This window comes from Cellulosimicrobium sp. E-16 (assembly GCF_049913115.1).
Lineage (GTDB): Bacteria > Actinomycetota > Actinomycetes > Actinomycetales > Cellulomonadaceae > Cellulosimicrobium.
Map to the genome: position 1 here is coordinate 3,626,462 of NZ_CP183974.1, position 17,024 is coordinate 3,643,485.

Annotated in this window: 14 protein-coding genes; 6 read left to right on the forward strand and 8 right to left on the reverse strand. The window is 73.5% G+C overall.

The annotated features are described in order from the left end of the window. Positions 1 to 27 precede the first annotated feature (27 nt). The 4 genes from ACN9MS_RS15900 (at position 28) to ACN9MS_RS15915 (ending at position 4,400) form a co-directional block, all read left to right on the forward strand. A complete protein-coding gene (locus ACN9MS_RS15900) occupies positions 28 to 1,236 on the forward strand; it encodes a CynX/NimT family MFS transporter (RefSeq protein WP_426309434.1) in 1,209 nt (402 codons plus the stop codon). Positions 1,237 to 1,444: 208 nt separating this feature from the next. After that, a complete protein-coding gene (locus tag ACN9MS_RS15905; RefSeq protein ID WP_378233687.1) occupies positions 1,445 to 2,392 on the forward strand; it encodes an ATP-binding cassette domain-containing protein in 948 nt (315 codons plus the stop codon). After that, positions 2,389 to 3,216, forward strand: coding sequence for an ABC transporter permease (locus ACN9MS_RS15910; protein WP_426309435.1), 828 nt, complete (start codon positions 2,389 to 2,391; stop codon positions 3,214 to 3,216). The genes ACN9MS_RS15905 and ACN9MS_RS15910 overlap by 4 nt, the downstream gene beginning before the upstream one ends. Positions 3,217 to 3,362: 146 nt before the next feature. Beyond that, positions 3,363 to 4,400: a TetR/AcrR family transcriptional regulator gene (locus ACN9MS_RS15915; RefSeq protein ID WP_426309436.1), complete on the forward strand. Its 1,038-nt coding sequence runs from the start codon at positions 3,363 to 3,365 to the stop codon at positions 4,398 to 4,400. A gap of 71 nt (positions 4,401 to 4,471) precedes the next feature. On the opposite strand, the gene ACN9MS_RS15920 is transcribed toward ACN9MS_RS15915, so the two are convergent. Next, complete coding sequence (locus ACN9MS_RS15920) at positions 4,472 to 5,074, reverse strand: NADPH-dependent F420 reductase (protein WP_426309437.1); 603 nt, start codon at positions 5,072 to 5,074, stop codon at positions 4,472 to 4,474. A gap of 117 nt (positions 5,075 to 5,191) precedes the next feature. Here ACN9MS_RS15920 and ACN9MS_RS15925 point away from each other — a divergent pair, with 117 nt between their 5' ends. Next, positions 5,192 to 5,677, forward strand: a complete 486-nt coding sequence (locus tag ACN9MS_RS15925; protein ID WP_426309438.1) for a MarR family winged helix-turn-helix transcriptional regulator — start codon at positions 5,192 to 5,194, stop codon at positions 5,675 to 5,677. 219 nt (positions 5,678 to 5,896) lie between these two features. After that, positions 5,897 to 6,643 (forward strand): SAM-dependent methyltransferase, encoded by a 747-nt coding sequence (locus ACN9MS_RS15930; RefSeq protein ID WP_426309439.1) that lies wholly within the window; start codon positions 5,897 to 5,899, stop codon positions 6,641 to 6,643. Between the two features lie 106 nt (positions 6,644 to 6,749). On the opposite strand, the gene ACN9MS_RS15935 is transcribed toward ACN9MS_RS15930, so the two are convergent. The 7 genes from ACN9MS_RS15935 to ACN9MS_RS15965 form a co-directional block, all read right to left on the reverse strand. Further along, a complete protein-coding gene (locus ACN9MS_RS15935; protein WP_426309440.1) occupies positions 6,750 to 8,624 on the reverse strand; it encodes an ABC-F family ATP-binding cassette domain-containing protein in 1,875 nt (624 codons plus the stop codon). Positions 8,625 to 8,718: 94 nt separating this feature from the next. Next, a complete protein-coding gene (locus ACN9MS_RS15940; RefSeq protein WP_426309441.1) occupies positions 8,719 to 9,693 on the reverse strand; it encodes a carbohydrate ABC transporter permease in 975 nt (324 codons plus the stop codon). Next, the gene (locus ACN9MS_RS15945; protein WP_378233695.1) at positions 9,683 to 10,570 is read right to left on the reverse strand and encodes a carbohydrate ABC transporter permease; all 888 of its coding nucleotides are present in this window, start codon (positions 10,568 to 10,570) and stop codon (positions 9,683 to 9,685) included. Before ACN9MS_RS15945 ends, ACN9MS_RS15940 begins: the two co-directional genes overlap by 11 nt. 2 nt (positions 10,571 to 10,572) lie before the next feature. After that, positions 10,573 to 11,919 (reverse strand): ABC transporter substrate-binding protein, encoded by a 1,347-nt coding sequence (locus tag ACN9MS_RS15950; RefSeq protein ID WP_426309442.1) that lies wholly within the window; start codon positions 11,917 to 11,919, stop codon positions 10,573 to 10,575. A gap of 52 nt (positions 11,920 to 11,971) precedes the next feature. Beyond that, positions 11,972 to 13,612: an FAD-dependent oxidoreductase gene (locus ACN9MS_RS15955; protein WP_426309443.1), complete on the reverse strand. Its 1,641-nt coding sequence runs from the start codon at positions 13,610 to 13,612 to the stop codon at positions 11,972 to 11,974. Then, the gene (locus tag ACN9MS_RS15960; RefSeq protein WP_426309444.1) at positions 13,609 to 14,751 is read right to left on the reverse strand and encodes a LacI family DNA-binding transcriptional regulator; all 1,143 of its coding nucleotides are present in this window, start codon (positions 14,749 to 14,751) and stop codon (positions 13,609 to 13,611) included. Before ACN9MS_RS15960 ends, ACN9MS_RS15955 begins: the two co-directional genes overlap by 4 nt. A gap of 259 nt (positions 14,752 to 15,010) precedes the next feature. Then, complete coding sequence (locus tag ACN9MS_RS15965; protein WP_426309445.1) at positions 15,011 to 17,023, reverse strand: DUF1349 domain-containing protein; 2,013 nt, start codon at positions 17,021 to 17,023, stop codon at positions 15,011 to 15,013. Between the last annotated feature and the right edge of the window lies 1 nt (position 17,024).

The window sequence follows — 17,024 nt, forward strand, 5'->3', positions numbered from 1 at the left end:
AGCACGTTTCGGGGCGGGATCGACGGCGTGCTGCTCGTCGCGGTGCTGCTCGTCGCGGTCAACCTGCGCGCGCCGCTCACGGCGCTGCCGCCGGTCGTCGCGGACGTCGCGGCGGACCTGCACCTCACCGCGGCTGCCGCGGGCCTGCTCACGGGCATCCCGGTGCTCTGCTTCGCCGTGGCGACGCCCGCGGTCGCGGGGCTGCTGGGGCGGTCGTCGCTGCGCACGGCGATCGCCGTCGCCCTCGCGCTGATCCTCGCCGGCACCCTGCTGCGCTCGGCCGACGTCGCCGCCGCGGGCACGTTCGCCGGGACGGTGCTGCTCGGGCTCGGCATCACGACGGCCAACCTTGCCGTCCCGATGATCGCGCAGCGCGACTTCCCCGGGCACGTCGCGACGGTGACGGGCCTGTACACGGCCGCGATCAACGTGGGGACGGTCGCGACCACCGCGCTCACCGCGCCCCTCGCCGACGCCGTCGGGTGGCGCTGGGCGCTGGCCTCGTGGTCCGTCCTCGCGGCGGTCGCGCTCGTGTGGTGGCTGCGCGCGGTCCCGCGCGAGGCGAGCGGGTCGGGCGACGAGGCCGCCTCTGACCCGGGCGACCTCGCCGCCGCGGCGGCGGAGGGCGTCACGGGCACCGACCCCGCCGCCGCCCGCGAGCGCCACGTCCTGGCGACGCCGTTCACGTGGTGGCTGTGCGCGATGTTCGCGCTCCAGTCGTCGAGCTTCTACGCGCTCACGGCGTGGCTGCCGCTCATCCTGGAGGATCTCGCGGGGATCCCCCGCTCGGCGTCGGGCGGGGCGGCGTCGCTGTTCCAGGGGTTCGCGATCGTCGGCGGGCTCGCCGTGCCGCTGGCGGCGCGGCGCTGGTCGCTGCGGACGAGCTTCGCCGCGATCGCGGTGCTGTGGCTCGCGCTGCCCGTGGGCCTGCTCGTCGCGCCCGACCTGTGGGCGGTGTGGGCGTCGATGGCCGGCATCGCCCAGGCGGCGAACTTCGTCGTCATCTTCACGCTCGTCGCGCAGCGCTTCCCGACGGTCCGGCGCGGCCGCCAGGCATCCGCGACCGTGCAGTCCGTGGGGTACTCCCTGGCGGCGGTCGCCCCGACGCTCGCCGGCGCCCTGCAGACGGCCACGGGGACGTGGACGACGCCGGTCGCCGTCGTGCTCGGCGCGCTCGTCGTCATGACGGCGATCGGCCTCGCACTCACGGGCTCTCCCCGCTCCCGCGCCCGATAGCACCCGGCGCGATCAGGCCCTACCGCGCAGCCCACCGCTCCCCCTCGGACGACCAGGGCTCCCTCTCTCGCGACCAGGGCTCTCCCTCGGCGCACCGAAACCCTTGACCGACCTCTCGGGACGTGTTTATGGTGTACACACCGTTTACTTCATACACACGCGTGTGCGCCGCACACGACCAGCACGTCCGACCGAGAAGGAGAAGGCGATGACCGAACCGATGATCGCCGTGCAGGGGCTCGAGAAGTCCTACGGCGACCACGCCGTGCTGCGCGGCGTCGACCTGACCGTGCGCCGCGGCGAGATCTTCGCGCTGCTCGGGCCCAACGGCGCCGGCAAGACCACGACCGTCAACATCCTCACGACCCTCGTGCGGCCCGACGGCGGCACGGCCCGCGTCGCGGGGGCCGACGTCGTGCACGACGCGGCGCGGGTGCGCGAGACGATCGCTCTCACGGGCCAGTACGCGTCGGTGGACGAGTTCCAGACGGGCCGCGAGAACCTCGTCATGATGGGCGAGCTCGCCCACCTCCCCCGGCGCACGGTGCGCCGGCGCGCGGACGAGCTCCTCGCCCGCTTCGACCTCACCGACGCCGCCGAGCGCCGCGTCGGGACGTACTCGGGCGGCATGCGCCGCCGCCTCGACCTCGCGATCAGCCTCGTCGCCGACCCCGCGGTCCTCGTCCTCGACGAGCCGACGACGGGGCTCGACCCGGCGTCGCGCGCCCAGCTCTGGGACGTCGTGCGCGGCCTGGCCGCCGACGGGACGACGGTCCTGCTGACGACCCAGTACCTGGAGGAGGCCGACCGCCTCGCCGACACGATCGCCGTCCTGCACGACGGGCGCGTCGCCGCACGCGGCACGGCGGCCGAGCTCAAGGCGCTCGTCGCGGGCGACCACGTGCGCGTCGCGTTCGACGACCCCGCGAGCCTCGCGGCCGCCGTCGGGCTCGCGCCGACGCTGGGGCTCGCCCGCACGACCACGGACGAGAAGGACCTGTCGCTCACCGCGCCGAGCGACGACCCCGTCCGCACGATCCGCGACGTGCTCGCGGCGGCCGACTCCCACGACCTCGCGGTCGTCGGCGTCAGCGTCGTCAAGCCCACGCTCGACGACGTCTTCCTCGCACTGACCCGGAAGGAGGGCGCCCGATGAGCGCCACCACGCCCACGCTCACGACCTCCCCGGTGCGGCCGCCGCGCACCGCCGCGCGCGCCCGCCAGACCCCCGCGACGGCCGCGCGCGACGTGCGCACGATGGTCGCGCGCGAGACGCGCCGCCAGCTCCGCAGCGTCGACGGGCTCATCACCGCGTTCGTGCTGCCCGTGATGATCATGCTCGTGTTCGTCGTCATCTTCGGCGGCGCGATCGGCGGGGACGACTACATCGACTACGTCGTGCCGGGCGTGCTCGTCATGTGCCTCGGGTTCGGCTCGGCCACGGCCGCGGTGGGGGTCGCGCAGGACATGACGTCGGGGACGATCGACCGGTTCAAGACGCTGCCGATCTTCGGACCGTCCGCGCTGTGGGGCCACGTCGTGGCGAGCGTGGTGCGCAACCTCGCGTCCGCGGTCGTCGTCGTGGCCGTCGCGCTCGCGCTGGGCTTCCGTCCCGACGCGGGTCTCGCCGACTGGCTGGGCCTCGTCGCGTTCGCCGTGCTCGCGGTGCTCACGTTCACGTGGCTCAGCGTCGCGCTCGGGCTGGTGCTGAGCGTCGAGGCGTCGCAGTCGGTGAACTTCCTCTTCCTGTTCGTGCCCTACCTCAGCTCGGGGTTCGTCGAGATCGACACCATGCCGTCGTGGCTGCACGGGTTCGCCGAGAACCAGCCGTTCACGCCGATCATCGAGACGTTCCGCGGCCTCCTCGCAGGGTCGCCCGACACGACGACGGTCCTCACGGCCGTCGCGTGGCTCGTGGGCTTCCTGGTCGTGAGCTGCGCCGCCGGCTCGGTCCTCTACCGCCGGCGGACGGCCCGCTGACCCGGACCCCGCCCCACCTCGGCCGAGCAGGTGGTCCTGGTGCGTCCTGCCGACCGGACGCACCAGGACCACCTGCTCGCGCCACCGGGAGGGCCTGGTCGGCGACGGTCCGCACGGGACCGGCGTCGGTCGGGGAGGATGACCTCATGACGGACGCACCCGACCTCCCGCCCCGCCTCGCGCTCGCGTGGGGCGTCGCCGAACGTCCCGAGCGCACGCCGAAGCGCGAGCTGAGCATCGAGCGGATCGTCGAGGCCGCCATCGAGATCGCCGACGCCGACGGGCTGACCGCGGTCTCCATGGCGAAGGTCGCGCAGAGCCTCGGCTTCACGACGATGTCGCTCTACCGGTACGTGACGAGCAAGGACGACCTGCTGCTCCTCATGCAGGAGGCCGCGCTCGACGTCGAGTACCCGCCCGCGCACGACCCCGCAGACTGGCGCGCGGAGCTGCGCGAGTGGGCGCAGTTCACCATGGCGGTCTTCGCGTCCCACCCGTGGTTCCTCGACATCCCGGTGACCGGTGCGCCCCTCACGCCGAACAACCTGCGCGGGGCGGACAGCGGGCTGCGCGCCCTGCGCTCCACGCCGCTCGACGACGAGGAGAAGATGTCCGTCATCCTGCTCGTGAGCGGGTACGCGCGGAACGCCGCCCGCCTCCAGACGGACCTGGCGCGCGCGGTCACCGCGGCGGGCGGCGACGAGACCGTCCTGGGCGGCGGCTGGGGCGGCGCGTTGCGCGACCTCGTCGACGCGGTGCGCTTCCCCTACCTGCGCCCGCTCGTGGAGGCAGGGACGTACGCGCAGGAGGGCGAGATCGACGACACCGCCTGGGGTCTCGAGCGCGTCCTCGACGGGATCGCGGTGTACGTCGACGCGCGGGCCGCGGGTGCCCCGGGCGCGGGCCGAGACTCCTCCACCCCGGGCGGCACGTCCGACGACGCGGGCGGCCCGGCCCCCGGCACCGGCGCGGAGGCCGACCCGCGTGACGCCGTCGCCCCGGTCGAGGTGGCCGTGCACGTCAAGGACCCGAAGGTGAAGAAGGCGACGCTCAAGCGGCGCGACGCCGAACGTCGGGTCCGCGAGGCGCAGAAGAAGGTGCGCGAGCTCGAGAAGGCGCTGCGCGAGGCGGAGAAGGCCGAGCGCGAGACGGCGCGGGCGGCCGTGGAGAAGGCACGCGGCTGAGTCCCCGGACGCACGACGGCGGCCGGTCACCCCGAGGGTGACCGGCCGCCGTCGCACGCAGGAAGTGCGCGTCACTCGGCGAGCGCGAAGCCCGTCGTCCAGGACGTCTTCTCCCCCGCGGCGAGGGTGAGCTGGAGGAAGCCGAGGGCCTCGAGCTCGTGCGCGCGCTTCAGCGATCCGGCGTCGACCACGCGGACACCGGACACCGCGCCGGCGAGCGCGGCCTTGGCGTCCGCGTCGTCGCCCGCGACGAGGACCGCCGTCGGGAGCGGGCCGACCTGGCCGGACGCGAGCGTCGCGGCGAAGGTGGTGTTGAACGCCTTGAGCACGCGTGCGCCCGGCACGCGCTCCTGGATCTGCGCAGCGGCTGACGAGCCCTCGGGCACGACGAGGGAGTCGAAGGTCGCGAAGTCGAGCGGGTTGGTGATGTCGACGACGACCTTGCCGTCGAGGCGGTCGGCGTAGAGGTCGACGACCTCCGCGACGGCCCCGTACGGGAGGGCGAGGACGACGACGTCGCCCTTGAGCTCGTCGCCGACGGTCCCGGCCGCGACCCGGGGGTCGAGGTCGGTCGCCTCGCGCGTGAGGACCTGCACCTCGCTGCCCGCGGCGAGCGCGAGACCGGCGATCGCGGAGCCCATGGTGCCCGCGCCGATGATGGTGATGCTGCTCATGGTGGCTTCCCTTCGTGCGCCGGCCGCCTGGTCGGCATTGGTTGTCGCTACAACCATCACGATACGACGCTAAACTTGTAGCGTCAACTATTACGATGGTCACACGGAGGAGGCCCGATGACGACAGAACCCCGCTGGCTCGACGACCAGCAGCTCGACGCGTGGAAGCGGCTCGTGGCGGTCGTGGAGCTGCTGCCGGGCGTCCTGGACACCCAGCTCCGGCGCGACGCCGACCTCAGCCACTTCGAGTACTACGTGCTCGCCATGCTCTCCGAGGCCCGCGACCGCACGCTGCGCATGACGGACCTCGCAGGCGCCACCAACGCGACGCTCCCCCGTCTCTCCCACGTCGTGGCGCGCCTGGAGAAGCGCGGGCTCGTCGAACGCGTGCCCTGCCCCGAGGACCGCCGCGCCACGAACGCGCACCTCACCGACGCCGGGTGGGACAAGGTCGTCGCCACCGCGCCGGGCCACGTCGCCACCGTCCGGGACCACGTGATCGACGCGCTCACGCCCGAGCAGGTCGGCCAGCTCGACGAGATCGCCGGCGCGATCCTCGAGCGCGTCGACCCCGACGACCGCATGGGCTTCCTGCGCCGCTGACGCGACCGCGCGCGGCCCCGGCGCCGCGCGCAGAATTCCGTTGCCCGCCGGTCGCTCCCGGTCGTAGCGTCGCGGAGGCTCACCCGGAGCCCGCCCCGCACGGTCGACGCAGGGCGATCACAGAAGGTCTCGATGCTCGATGACGGTCCTGGTGCCGGCGAGCGGATCCGTCCGCTCCCGCTCGCGTTCCCTGCTGGCACCCGTACAAGGAGCATCCTCGTGTTCGACCTTCGTCTCTTCTCCCTCCGTGAGTCCCGTCACCGCATCCACAACCCGCTGACCGAGCGGCAGCTCGCCGACCTCGGCCGCGCGCTCGACCTGCGGCCCGGGACCCGCATCCTCGACCTGGCCTGCGGGTCCGGCGAGCTGCTGTCCACGTGGGCGCGGGACCACCGCATCACCGGGCTCGGCGTGGACCTCAACCCGGACTTCGTCGCCCACGCCCGGGCCCGCGCCGACGAGCTCGGCGTGGCCGGCTCGGTGCGGTTCGTCGAGTCCGACGCGTCCGGGTACGTGGCCGACGAGCCCGTGGACGTCGCGGCGTGCGTGGGCGCGACGTGGATCGGCGACGGCGTCCCCGGGACGCTCGACCTGCTGCGCCGGAGCCTGCGGCCCGGCGGGCTGCTGCTCGTCGGGGAGCCGTACTGGCGCACGGTCCCGACGACCGCGGAGGCCCTGGCCGGCTGCGGGGTGCCGTCGTCCGACGACTACCTGACGCTCCCGGACCTGCTGGCCTCGTTCGGCGCCCAGGGCTACGACGTCGTCGAGATGATGTGCGCGACCGAGGATTCCTGGGACCGCTACGCGGCACCGCAGTGGCTGACCATGCGGCGCTGGGCGGACAGCCACCCCGGTCACGAGCTGCACGACCAGGTGCGCCACCTCCTGGCGACCGAGCCCCAGCAGTACGCGGCCTGGACCCGGGCCCACTTCGGGTGGGGCGTGTTCGCGCTGATGGCGCGCTAGCCGCGAGCGCGGGCGACGGGCGGGCGACCACCCGCCCGTCGCCCGCGGCCCCGCCTGCGGCACCCGCACGCCGGGGCGGCCGTCGGCACGGCCGGCGCAGCCGGCGTCAGCCCGCGACCTCGGCCGCGTCGAGCCAGGCCGCCTCCAGCTCGTCCTTCTCGGCCGCGAGCGTGCGCAGCTCGGCGTCGAGCTCCGCGACCGCGGTGAAGTCCGTCGCGTTCGCCGCGATCTTCTCGTGCAGGCGGCCCTCCACCTCGGCGATCTTCGACAGCCGGCGCTCGATGCGGTTGATCTCCTTCTTCGCGGCGCGCACCTCGGCGGCGCTCGGCCCCGCCGGGCCGGCTGCGTCCGGCGCGCCCTCCGCACCACCCTCCACCCCGGCGCTCGCCGCGGGCGCGAAGCCGCTCGACGACGCCCCCGCGCCCGCGAGCGCCGCGCGGCGGAGGTCGAGGTACTGCTCGACGCCGCCCGGCAGGTCGCGCACCTTGCCGTCCCCGAGCAGGGCGACCTGGCGGTCCGCGACGCGCTCGAGCAGGTAGCGGTCGTGCGAGACGACGATCAGCGTGCCCGGCCAGCCGTCGAGCAGGTCCTCGAGCGCGGCGAGCGTGTCGGTGTCGAGGTCGTTCGTCGGCTCGTCGAGCAGGAGCACGTTGGGCTCGGCGACGAGCAGGCGCAGGAGCTGGAGGCGGCGGCGCTCGCCACCTGAGAGGTCGCGCACGAGGGTCTGCGACCGCTCGCGCGTGAACCCGAGCCGCTCGACGAGCTGGGACGCGGTGAGCTCCTTGCCGTCCACGACGACGGACCGCTTCTCGTCCTCGATCACCTGGATGACGCGCGACCCGGCGATGTCGTCGAGCTCGCCGACGTCCTGGGACAGCTCGGCGACGTGCACGGTCTTGCCGCGCTTGACGCGCCCCGCGTCGGGCTCGCGGCGCCCGGCGAGCAGGGCGAGCAGCGTCGTCTTGCCCGCGCCGTTGACCCCGACGACGCCGTACCGGTCGCCCGGTCCCAGACGCCACGTGACGTCGTCGAGCAGCACGCGCTCGGCCCCGTCCTCTCCGGCCGGGCCGCGCACCGGCACCGCGACCGTCACGTCCTCGAGGTCGAGCACGTCCTTGCCGAGCCGCTTGGTCGCGGTGCGCGTGAGCTCGAGCGTGTCGCGCGGGGGCGGCACGTCGGCGATGAGCGCCGCGGCGGCGTCGAGCCGGAACTTGGGCTTGGACGTGCGCGCGGGCGCGCCGCGACGCAGCCACGCGAGCTCCTTGCGCAGCAGGTTGTCGCGCTTCTCCGCCGCGACGGCGGCGGTCCGCTGACGCTCGGCGCGCGCGAGCACGTAGGCGGCGTACCCGCCCTCGTACCCCTCGACCGCGCCGGAGCCGTCGCCGCGGACCTCCCACATGCGCGAGCAGACGGCGTCGAGGAACCAGCGGTCGTGGGTCACCACGACGAGCGCGCCCTTCGCGCCCGGGCGCGCGAACCGGTCGCCCAGGTGCGCGGCGAGCCACGCGACGCCCTCGACGTCGAGGTGGTTCGTCGGCTCGTCGAGGAACAGCACGTCGTGGTCGGCGACGAGCAGCGCCGCGAGCGCGACGCGACGCCGCTGCCCGCCGGACAGCGTGTCCGCGGGGGCGTCGAGGTCGAGGTCGGCCAGCAGACCCGCGTGCACGGTGCGGATGCTCGCGTCCGACGCCCAGGCGTGGGTCGCGGCGTCGCCGTGCACGAGGTCGCGGATCGTCGCGCCGGTGCCGACGTCGTCGCGCTGGTCGAGCAGGCCGACCCGCAGCCCGCCCACCCGGGTGACGCGACCGCCGTCGGGCTGCTGCGTGCCCGCGAGCAGGCGCAGGAGCGTCGACTTGCCGGCCCCGTTGGGGCCGACGATGCCGACGCGGTCGCCGTCGTCGAGGCCGAGCGAGACGTCGTCGAGCAGGGTGCGGGTGCCGACGGTCAGCGAGATGCCGTCGGCGCCGAGAAGATGAGCCACACGCACGAGCCTAGGCCGCCCCCCGTGAGTGCAGGAAATAGTCGCCGATCCTCGAGGAGATCGCGACTATTTCATGCACTCACGAGAAGGGCGGTCAGCCCTTGAGGCCCGAGTGGGCGAGGCCCTGGACGAACTGCTTCTGGGCGACGAGGAACACCGCGAGGACCGGCAGCACCGTCAGCGTCGTCGCGGCGAGCTGGACGTTCCACATCGGGCCGCCGTAGGCGTCGACGTACTGCGTGAGCGCCTGCGGGAGCGTGAACCGGTCCTTGCTGGACAGGTACACGATCGGCTCCAGGTACAGGTTCCACGACTTGAGGAACGTGAAGATCGCGACGGCCGAGATCGCGGAGCGGGACAGCGGGAACGCGATCCGCCAGAAGATCCCCCAGCGCCCGAGGCCGTCCATGCGCCCCGCCTCCTCGAGCTCGCCCGGGAGGCCGAGGAAGAACTGCCGCATGATGAACGTCGCGAGCACGCTCGGTGCCCCGAGGATCGGGATGACCACGAGCGGCCAGTGCGTGTCGATGAGGCCGAGCGAGTTGACCATGCGGAACAGCGGGACGATCGTCACCTCGGACGGCACGAGCAGCCCCACGAGGACGAGCAGGAACAGCGCGTTCGCCCCGGGGAACCGGATGCGCGCGAACGCGTACCCGGCCATCGACGACACGAGGATCGTCCCGACCGTCACCAGCGCGGCGATGTAGAGGCTGTTCCAGTACTGCTGCGCGAACGGCTGCAGCCGGAACACCTCCCCGTACGCCGCGAACGACGGGTCCTGCGGCCACAGCGTCGGCACGGCGCGCAGGATCTCGCTCATCGGCTTGAGGCTCGACGTCGCCATCCACCACGTGGGGAACACGAACGGCACGCTGAGCACGACGAGCAGCGCCACGAGCGCCCAGCGTCCCCACCGGCGCCGCGAGCGCGCGGCGCGGTCCCGACGGGCGGGCGCGTGCCGTGCGCGGTCCGCGCCGGCGCCGCCCGTGCCCGACGTCGCGGGTCGGGCCGGGCCGTCGTCCGCGCCCGGGAGCGTGGCCGGGCCGGGCATCACGTCAGACTTCATGGAAGACCCACCTCTTGCGCGTCTGCCACTGCACGAGTGTCAGGACGAGGACGATGACGAAGAGCAGGACGGAGATCGCGCTCGCGTAGCCGAAGTCGTTGAAGCGGAACGCCTGCTGGTACAGGTAGTAGACGAGCACCGTGGTCGAGTTCCCCGGGCCGCCACCCGTGAGCACGGCGATCTGCGCGAAGACCTCGAGCGAGCCGACGATCGTGAGGATCGAGACGAGCAGGAGCGTCGGGCTGATGAGCGGGAGCGTGATCGAGCGGAAGCGTCGCCACGCCCCGGCGCCGTCGATGCGCGCCGCCTCCTGGATCTCCTCCGGCACCCCCTGCAGCGCCGCGAGGAACAGGATCATGTTGAGGCCGACGTTCTTGAACACCTGGACGACGATCACCGAGATCATGGCCGTCGTCTCGCCGCGCAGCCAGTTCGGTCCCTCGATGCCGAGCAGCGAGAGGAACCCGTTGATCCCGCCGTCCGCCTGGAGCAGGAAGCTCCACACGATCGTCCAGGCGACGAGCGACACGACCACCGGCGAGAAGAAGAACGTGCGGAACGTCGTCGTGCCCGGGAGCTTCTGGTTGAGCAGCACCGCGAGGAGCAGCGCGAGCGAGATGTTGAGGACCACGAGGCCGATCGAGAACCACAGGCTCGCGAGCAGCGAGTCGCGCAGGCCGGGGTCGGAGAGCATGCGCTCGTAGTTGTCGGCGCCCGCGAACGTGAACGTGTTCGCGAGGACGTTCCACTCGTGCAGCGAGTACCAGACGACGGCCACCAGCGGCGCGACGACGAACGCGAGCGCGCCGAGCACGGCGGGCGCGACCATGGTGTACCCCACGGCCGCGTCCCGTCGTGCGAGGGCGGAGGACGCCACGCTCAGTCCCCGAGCAGGGGCTGGATCGCCGCGCACGTGTCGGCGAGCACGCCCTCGACGTCGGCGTCCGCGGTCCACAGCGCGTCGAGCTGGGCCCGCACCGTGTCCTGCAGCTTGGCGAAGTTCTGGTGCGAGGGCTTGGTCACCGCACCCTGGATGCCGTCGACGACGACCGCCTGGAGCTGGGCCTCGCTGAGCTTCGGGTTCGCGGCCCCGAGCGTCTCGGCGTTCAGGAGCGACTCGCGCGGCGGCGGGAAGTACGCCGCGAGCGTCTCGGCGTTCTCCGGGTTGGTGAACCACGCGAGGAAGTCGGCCGCGACGTCGGGGTGCTCGCCCGCCGCGAAGACGCCGATCCCGGCCTGGCCGATGACGTTCTGCTGTCCCGCGGGACCGGCCGGCAGCGGCAGGACGTCCCACGCGAACGAGTCGTCGAGCGCGGACGCGCGGCTGATCTGCGTGATCGTCATCGCGGAGTCGCCCGCGAAGAAGTCGGCCGTCGTGCCCGGACCGGGCATCGCCTTGTCGACGAACGTCGCGTCGTGGACCCACGTGAGCGCGTCGACCATCTCGGGGTCGGTGAACGTGCACTGCGTGCCGTCCTCGCTCCACGGCGCCGCGTCCCAGCCGTCCCAGATGGTCGACAGGTTCTCCCACACCTTGAAGTCGAAGTCGCGCACGACGAGCCCCTGCTTGCCCGACGTCGCGGCGGCGGCCGCGGAGATGTCGCGGGCCTGGTCGTAGGTCCAGTCCCCGGAAGCGACGAGGTCGGCCGGGTTCGGCTGGCCCGCGGCGGCGACCTGGTCGGTGTTGACGAACATCGCGAACGGCGAGTTGGAGAACGGGTAGGCGTAGAGCCCGCCGTCCTGCTCCCACAGCGCGAGCGACGAGTCGAGGAGGTCGTCGTACTCGTACCCCTCGGTCTCCTGGAGCTTCGGGGCGACGTCCACGAGCGCACCGCTCGCGACGAACTCCGGCGCGTAGCTCTCGAGGATCCACGCGAGGTCGGGGGCGTTGCCGCCCGCGAGCTGCGTGGTGAGGGACGTCGTGTAGTCCTCGAACGGGATCGTCTCGAACGTCACGCCCGAGACGAGGTCGGGGTTCGCGGCGACGTACGCGTCGGCGATCTCCTGGAACTGCGCGAGCTGCGTCTCGTCCGCGGTCCAGACGGTCATGCGCAGGTCGACGGGCTCGCTCGGCGTGCTGGGCTCGCCGGCGACGTCGTCGCCGCCGCCGGAGCACGCGGTGAGGACGAGGGCGAGCGCGGCGCCTCCCGCGGCGAGGGGCACGCCGACGAGACGGCGTCGGGTGCGGGCCGGGCGGGGTGCGCGGCGCGAGGTCAGGGGGGTCATCAGTTCTCCTTCGGACTGAGGGTGGGCGTGTCGGTGCGGGCGGGGGCCCGCGTCAGTAGGGGTGCGCCTCGGCGGGCCAGCGCAGCTCGACGCCGGCCCGGACGAGCTCGTCCTGGTAGTCGGCGAGCAGGTCGGCCTTCGACTGGACGGCGTGCGGCGTGCGGCCGGTCGCGAGGCAGTGGGCCGCGAGGTGGCCGGCGGCCTCGCCGATGTTCCACTCCACGGGGTGCAGGCGGTAGCACCCGTTGGTGATGTGCGTCGTGCCGATGTTCTTGTTGGCGGCGAGCAGGTTGGTCACGCGCTGCGGGAGCAGCGCGCCGAGCGGGATCTCGAACGGGGTCGACGCGACGTCGATGTACGTGTCGCCGCCCGTCGAGGGGTGCAGGTCGATGCGGTACATGCCGACGCCGACGGAGTCGTCGTACCGCGTCGCGCCCCGGTCCCCCCGCACGGCGTAGGAGACGTCGTTCTCTGTCACGGTCGTCACCGCGCGCAGGCGGCGGGACTCGCGGTGGTAGGCCGCCTGGGCGAGGCCGTCGGCCGAGCCCATGACGTCCGGCCGCAGGCGCAGTCCCGGGAAGCCGGTCCCGCCGTCGGGGCGGGGCGCCTCGGTCTGCATCCAGTAGAGCATCGAGAGGCTGAGCTGGCGGGCGTCCGCGAGCCGCGCCTCCTCCACGTCGCGCGGCACGTCGAGCACGGGCGCGAGGAAGTAGTCGATGCTCGGCCAGTTCACGAGGCACAGGTCGCTCGCGTAGTGGCCGGGTGCGAACAGGTCGCGGGCCGCGATGCGCCGGAACGTCCACAGGTTGCCGTCGCCCGGGTTCTTCGACTGGTCGGCGTCGACGGCGCGCGCGTCGTCGCCCGGGTTCGGCGTGAAGGACCGCACGTCCATCGCGAGCGTGCGCGGGTTGGGCGCCTCCCACGACAGCATGCGCCGGCCGTTCCACGGCCCCGGGGTGTACGTGCTCCAGAAGTCGTACCGCTCGGGACGGTCGATCGTGCGGTCGCCGTCGACGTGCTCGACGGCGAAGCACACGCTCAGCGCCTGCACGTTGTCCGGCTGCGCCTCGTCGGGTGCGCTCGGCTCGCCGGTCTCGCGGTTCGACTCGAACCCGGTCACGTACTCGGTGCCGGTCAGGGGCAGCAGCTCGCCGGTCTCCGTCGCGTCCACGACGAACGCGGCGTGGACGGTGAGGCTCCCGCCCGCCGCCCCTGCGGCGCCGTCGGCCACCGACGCGAGCGTCACCGAGGTGACGCGGTCGCCGTCGGTGGTGGCCGCCGTCGGGCGCACGCGCTCGAGGAGGCGGATCCGGCCCGCGGACCGCCACGGGGCGAGCATCTCCTCGAGCACCCCGACCGCGACGCGCGGCTCGTGGCACAGCTTGGAGACCCAGCCCGCGCCGGGGTTGAGGGCGTCCCACGTGCGCGCGGCGTCGGTGAGCGGGTACGAGCGCCGGTACACGTCGCGGATGCTGTCGCGCAGCGCGCGGTAGCGCGCGGTCACGCCGAACCGCTCGACCCACGCGCTCTCGTCCGGCGGTACCGCCTGGGACGTGAGCTGCCCGCCGATCCACGGGTGCTCCTCGGTGAGGACGACGCGGGCGCCCCGCTCCGCGGCCGCGAGCGCGGCGGCCACGCCGCCGAGCCCGGCGCCGACGACGAGGACGTCTGCCTGGAGGTCTGGATGGGTCACGCTGGTTCCGTTTCTCTGGTGCTCTGGTGCTCTGAGGTCGGCAAGGACGATCGGGCCCCGGGGGGCGGTGCGGGCGGTGGCGCGGCGACGGTCTCGCCGTCGACGTCGACGCACTCGAGGAGCTGGTGCAGCTCGTCCTCGGCGACCCGGGCGGCGCGCGCGGCCTTGCGGTCGGAGCGGCCCGAGCCGGACTCGGCGACGAGACGCGAGAGCAGGACGAGGGCGCGCGCCCCCATCTCCTCGCGCGGGATCGAGAACCCGGACCACCGGCGACCGCCCGGGCGCCCGTGGTGGGGCTGGCCCAGGAGGAGGAAGGAGACGTCGTCGGGCACGCGGACCCCGCGCCCCTCGAGCTCGTCGACGAGCTCCTCGGGGTAGTTCTCGGGGGCGACGACGACGGCCGTGAGGCGCTGGTCGACGATCTCCGCAGCCGTGGCCGGCACGTCGTCGAGCTCGACGAAGCGCACCGTGAGCCCGTGCGCCTTCATCGTGGCGCGGTAGGCGTCGACGCGGTCGAGCGTCGGCTGGTCGGTGCCGCGCGGCCCGACGTAGCCGATGCGCTCGTGGCCGAGCTCGACGAGACGCTCGACCTGGCGCGCCGTCGCCGCGACGTAGTCGGCCCCCACGTAGGGCAGGCGGCCGCCGTCGCTGCCGCGCTTGCCGATGAAGACGAACGGGTAGTTCGTGTCGAGCAGGTGCTGGAGCTCGCCGCGGTCCTCGTGCTGGCCGAGCAGCAGGCAGCCGTCGGCGATCCCGAGGCGCTGCCACCCGTCGCGCGTGAGGCGGCGGCGGCCGTCGACGACGCGCGCGCTCGTGAAGAGCAGGATGTCGATGCCCAGCTTCTCGGCCGCGTGCTCGATCCCCACGAGGAACGGGCCGTAGAAGTCGCGACCTGCGCGCGGGAACGTCGCCTCGTAGGTGAAGACGCCGAGGATCTGGTTGTGCCCGCCCGCGAGGCGCTGCGCCACGGGGTTCGCCGAGTAGCCGGTGATCCGGATCGCGTCGAGCACGCGCTGACGGGTCTCCTCGCTGATCCTCACCCCGGCCGGCGTGCTGTCGTTCAGCACGAACGAGACCGTCGCCTGGCTGACGCCGGCCATGGCGGCGACGTCGGCCTGGGTGATGCGGTGCCTCGGCATGGATCCTCCTCGATCACGTCGTCGATGACGTGCGAGGAGTCTCGCCAGAGCGGAGCGCCCGGGTCAACGTAGTAATACGCATTATTACGTCGCGAACGCTGGCACTCCGGGCCTCGGTACGTCAGCGGTGATCCGCATAATCAGCGGCGAGACGGCCGTGGCCGCCCCGGTGGGCAGCTGCCGGAGGATGCACGACGGGCCCAGGGACGCACCTCGGAGGTGCATCCCTGGGCCCGCTGTGCGGCGCTCGTCGGCCGGGCTACCCGCAGGTCAGCGCGTCGTAGGTCGACGACGTCGAGCCGCGCCCGACGCCGTCCGCGCCGGCGACGTCGACCCTCGCCTCCCCGGCGGCGACCGACGTCGCCCGCGTCGCGAACGACTGGTAGGCGCTGCGGCCGGGCTCGACGTCCGCCACGGTGCGCTCGCCGAACGGGGTCACGAGCCGGACCGTCGCCGCGGCGTCCCCCTCGTTGCGCGCGGTCACCGCGACGTACGCGCGGCCCGCGAGGCAGCGCGTCACGGTCTGCACCTCGACGGCGGGCGCGTCGTCGTCGCACGCGGCCGCCTCCTCGACGGTCGGGGTCCACCGGAACCAGTCGAACGACGCGACGATCTCGGGCGGCGTCGCCGAGCCGCGCATCGCGAACGGTCCGACGCCCGTCGCGCCGAGCGCCGCGACGTCCACCGTGCGGCCCCACGGCGCGAACTCGACGCCGTCGACCGACACCGAGGCCTGCACGGCCGTCCCGTCGCTCGCGAGGCGCAACCAGAAGGTGTCCCCGAGGCCCGACGGCGGGACGACCGAGTCGAAGCCCGTGTTGCGGTCGGTGCCGTTCTGGCGCCAGATGAACTCGAGGCGCGGGCCGAGCGAGCCGTGCACGAGGTCGAGCTTCGCGTAGTTCGCGTCGTCGCGGTACAGGAGCAGACCGCCCTGCTGGAAGCGCTCCGTCGGGGAGACGGAGACGGCCGTCGTGACCTCCCACGGCCCGGCGGGCACGGCCTGGAGCGGCAGCGCGGCGCCCGCGACGCCGGTCGGGTACGCCGGGATGCGCAGCGCGCCGTCGGCGAGCTCGTGCCGGGCCGTGTCCCCACGGACGACGGACCACAGCGCCGGGTCGAGCGTCGCGCCGTCGAACTCGTCGGACGCGGCGCCGCGGCACTGCTCGCGCAGCGGGTCGGGGTCCTGGCCGGGCTCGGGCGGCCGGACGGCGTCGGGGTCCCGCTGCGCCCACGCGATCGTCGCGCCCAGCCGGTCGCCGGACTCGTAGAAGAGGTAGGTCTCGTCGCCGTCGGTGACGATCTCGGGCGCGGCGACCCGGCCCGTGTCGTCGCCCACGCCGCTGGCCTTGTGCAGCTCCCACCGAGGGCCGACCTGGGTCATCGTCGGGTCGAGCGTGCGGGCGAACGTGATGCCCGTGGAGCCGTGGTAGACCACGTAGAGCTGGCCGTCCCACTCCCAGAGGTTGCCGCCGGACACGTTCGTGCCGGTCGCCGCGTCGGGCACGACGAGCGGGTCGGGTCGGACGTCCCAGGCCTTGCCGTCGACCGACTCGGCCACCTTGATGCGCCGGATGTTGTCGGTCCGGTTCTGCATGTACGTCATCGCGAAGCGGTAGCCGGACGACGGGTCGGGGTGCTCGACGACACGCGCGTACGACGTCTCGGTGGTCCCCGCGCCGCCGTCGGCGTTGGTGACCGCGACCCCGGAGTCGTCGAACGTGACGCCGTCGGGCGACGTCGCCCAGCGGGTCGTGGAGTTCTCGCCGTGGAAGTAGAGGAGCACCTGGCCCGCCTCGTCGTCCCACAGCACGTCCGGCGACGACACGTGCGAGACGCGCTCGTAGAAGGGCAGCCACTCGTTCGCGACGATCGGGTTGTGCGCGTACTCCGTCCAGGGGCCCTCGAGCGAGTCGGCGTACATGAGCGAGATGCCGCCCGGGGAGTCGTGCGGGGCGTAGTAGAGGTACCACTCCCCCAGCGGCTCGTCGAGGTACGCGCCTGCGTGGAAGACGCTCGGGAAGATGAACTCGTCCGTCGGGTTGTAGGTCATCGACTCCTTGTCGGTGATCACGCCGCGGTACTCGAACACCGGGAGGTCGGACGCGGACGGGGCGTCGGCCGCTGCCGCGCCCACCGTCGCGGGGACGACGGCTGCCGGCGTCGTGGCCACGGCCGGGGCGACCGCGCCGGCTACCACCACCGCCGCCAGGGCGGCGACCGCCGCCATCGCGACGCCGCGTCTGCGGCGGGGTGCTGCTGCTCGGGTTCTCACA

Excerpts from the sequence above, each read along its gene's own strand:
- ACN9MS_RS15960 (WP_426309444.1), bottom strand. The coding sequence starts at position 14,751 with ATGCCGAGGCACCGCATCACCCAGGCCGACGTCGCCGCCATGGCCGGC.
- ACN9MS_RS15915 (WP_426309436.1), top strand. The coding sequence starts at position 3,363 with ATGACGGACGCACCCGACCTCCCGCCCCGCCTCGCGCTCGCGTGGGGC.
- ACN9MS_RS15950 (WP_426309442.1), bottom strand. The coding sequence starts at position 11,919 with ATGACCCCCCTGACCTCGCGCCGCGCACCCCGCCCGGCCCGCACCCGA.
- ACN9MS_RS15905 (WP_378233687.1), top strand. The coding sequence starts at position 1,445 with ATGACCGAACCGATGATCGCCGTGCAGGGGCTCGAGAAGTCCTACGGC.
- ACN9MS_RS15910 (WP_426309435.1), top strand. The coding sequence starts at position 2,389 with ATGAGCGCCACCACGCCCACGCTCACGACCTCCCCGGTGCGGCCGCCG.
- ACN9MS_RS15925 (WP_426309438.1), top strand. The coding sequence starts at position 5,192 with ATGACGACAGAACCCCGCTGGCTCGACGACCAGCAGCTCGACGCGTGG.
- ACN9MS_RS15940 (WP_426309441.1), bottom strand. The coding sequence starts at position 9,693 with ATGAAGTCTGACGTGATGCCCGGCCCGGCCACGCTCCCGGGCGCGGAC.
- ACN9MS_RS15920 (WP_426309437.1), bottom strand. The coding sequence starts at position 5,074 with ATGAGCAGCATCACCATCATCGGCGCGGGCACCATGGGCTCCGCGATC.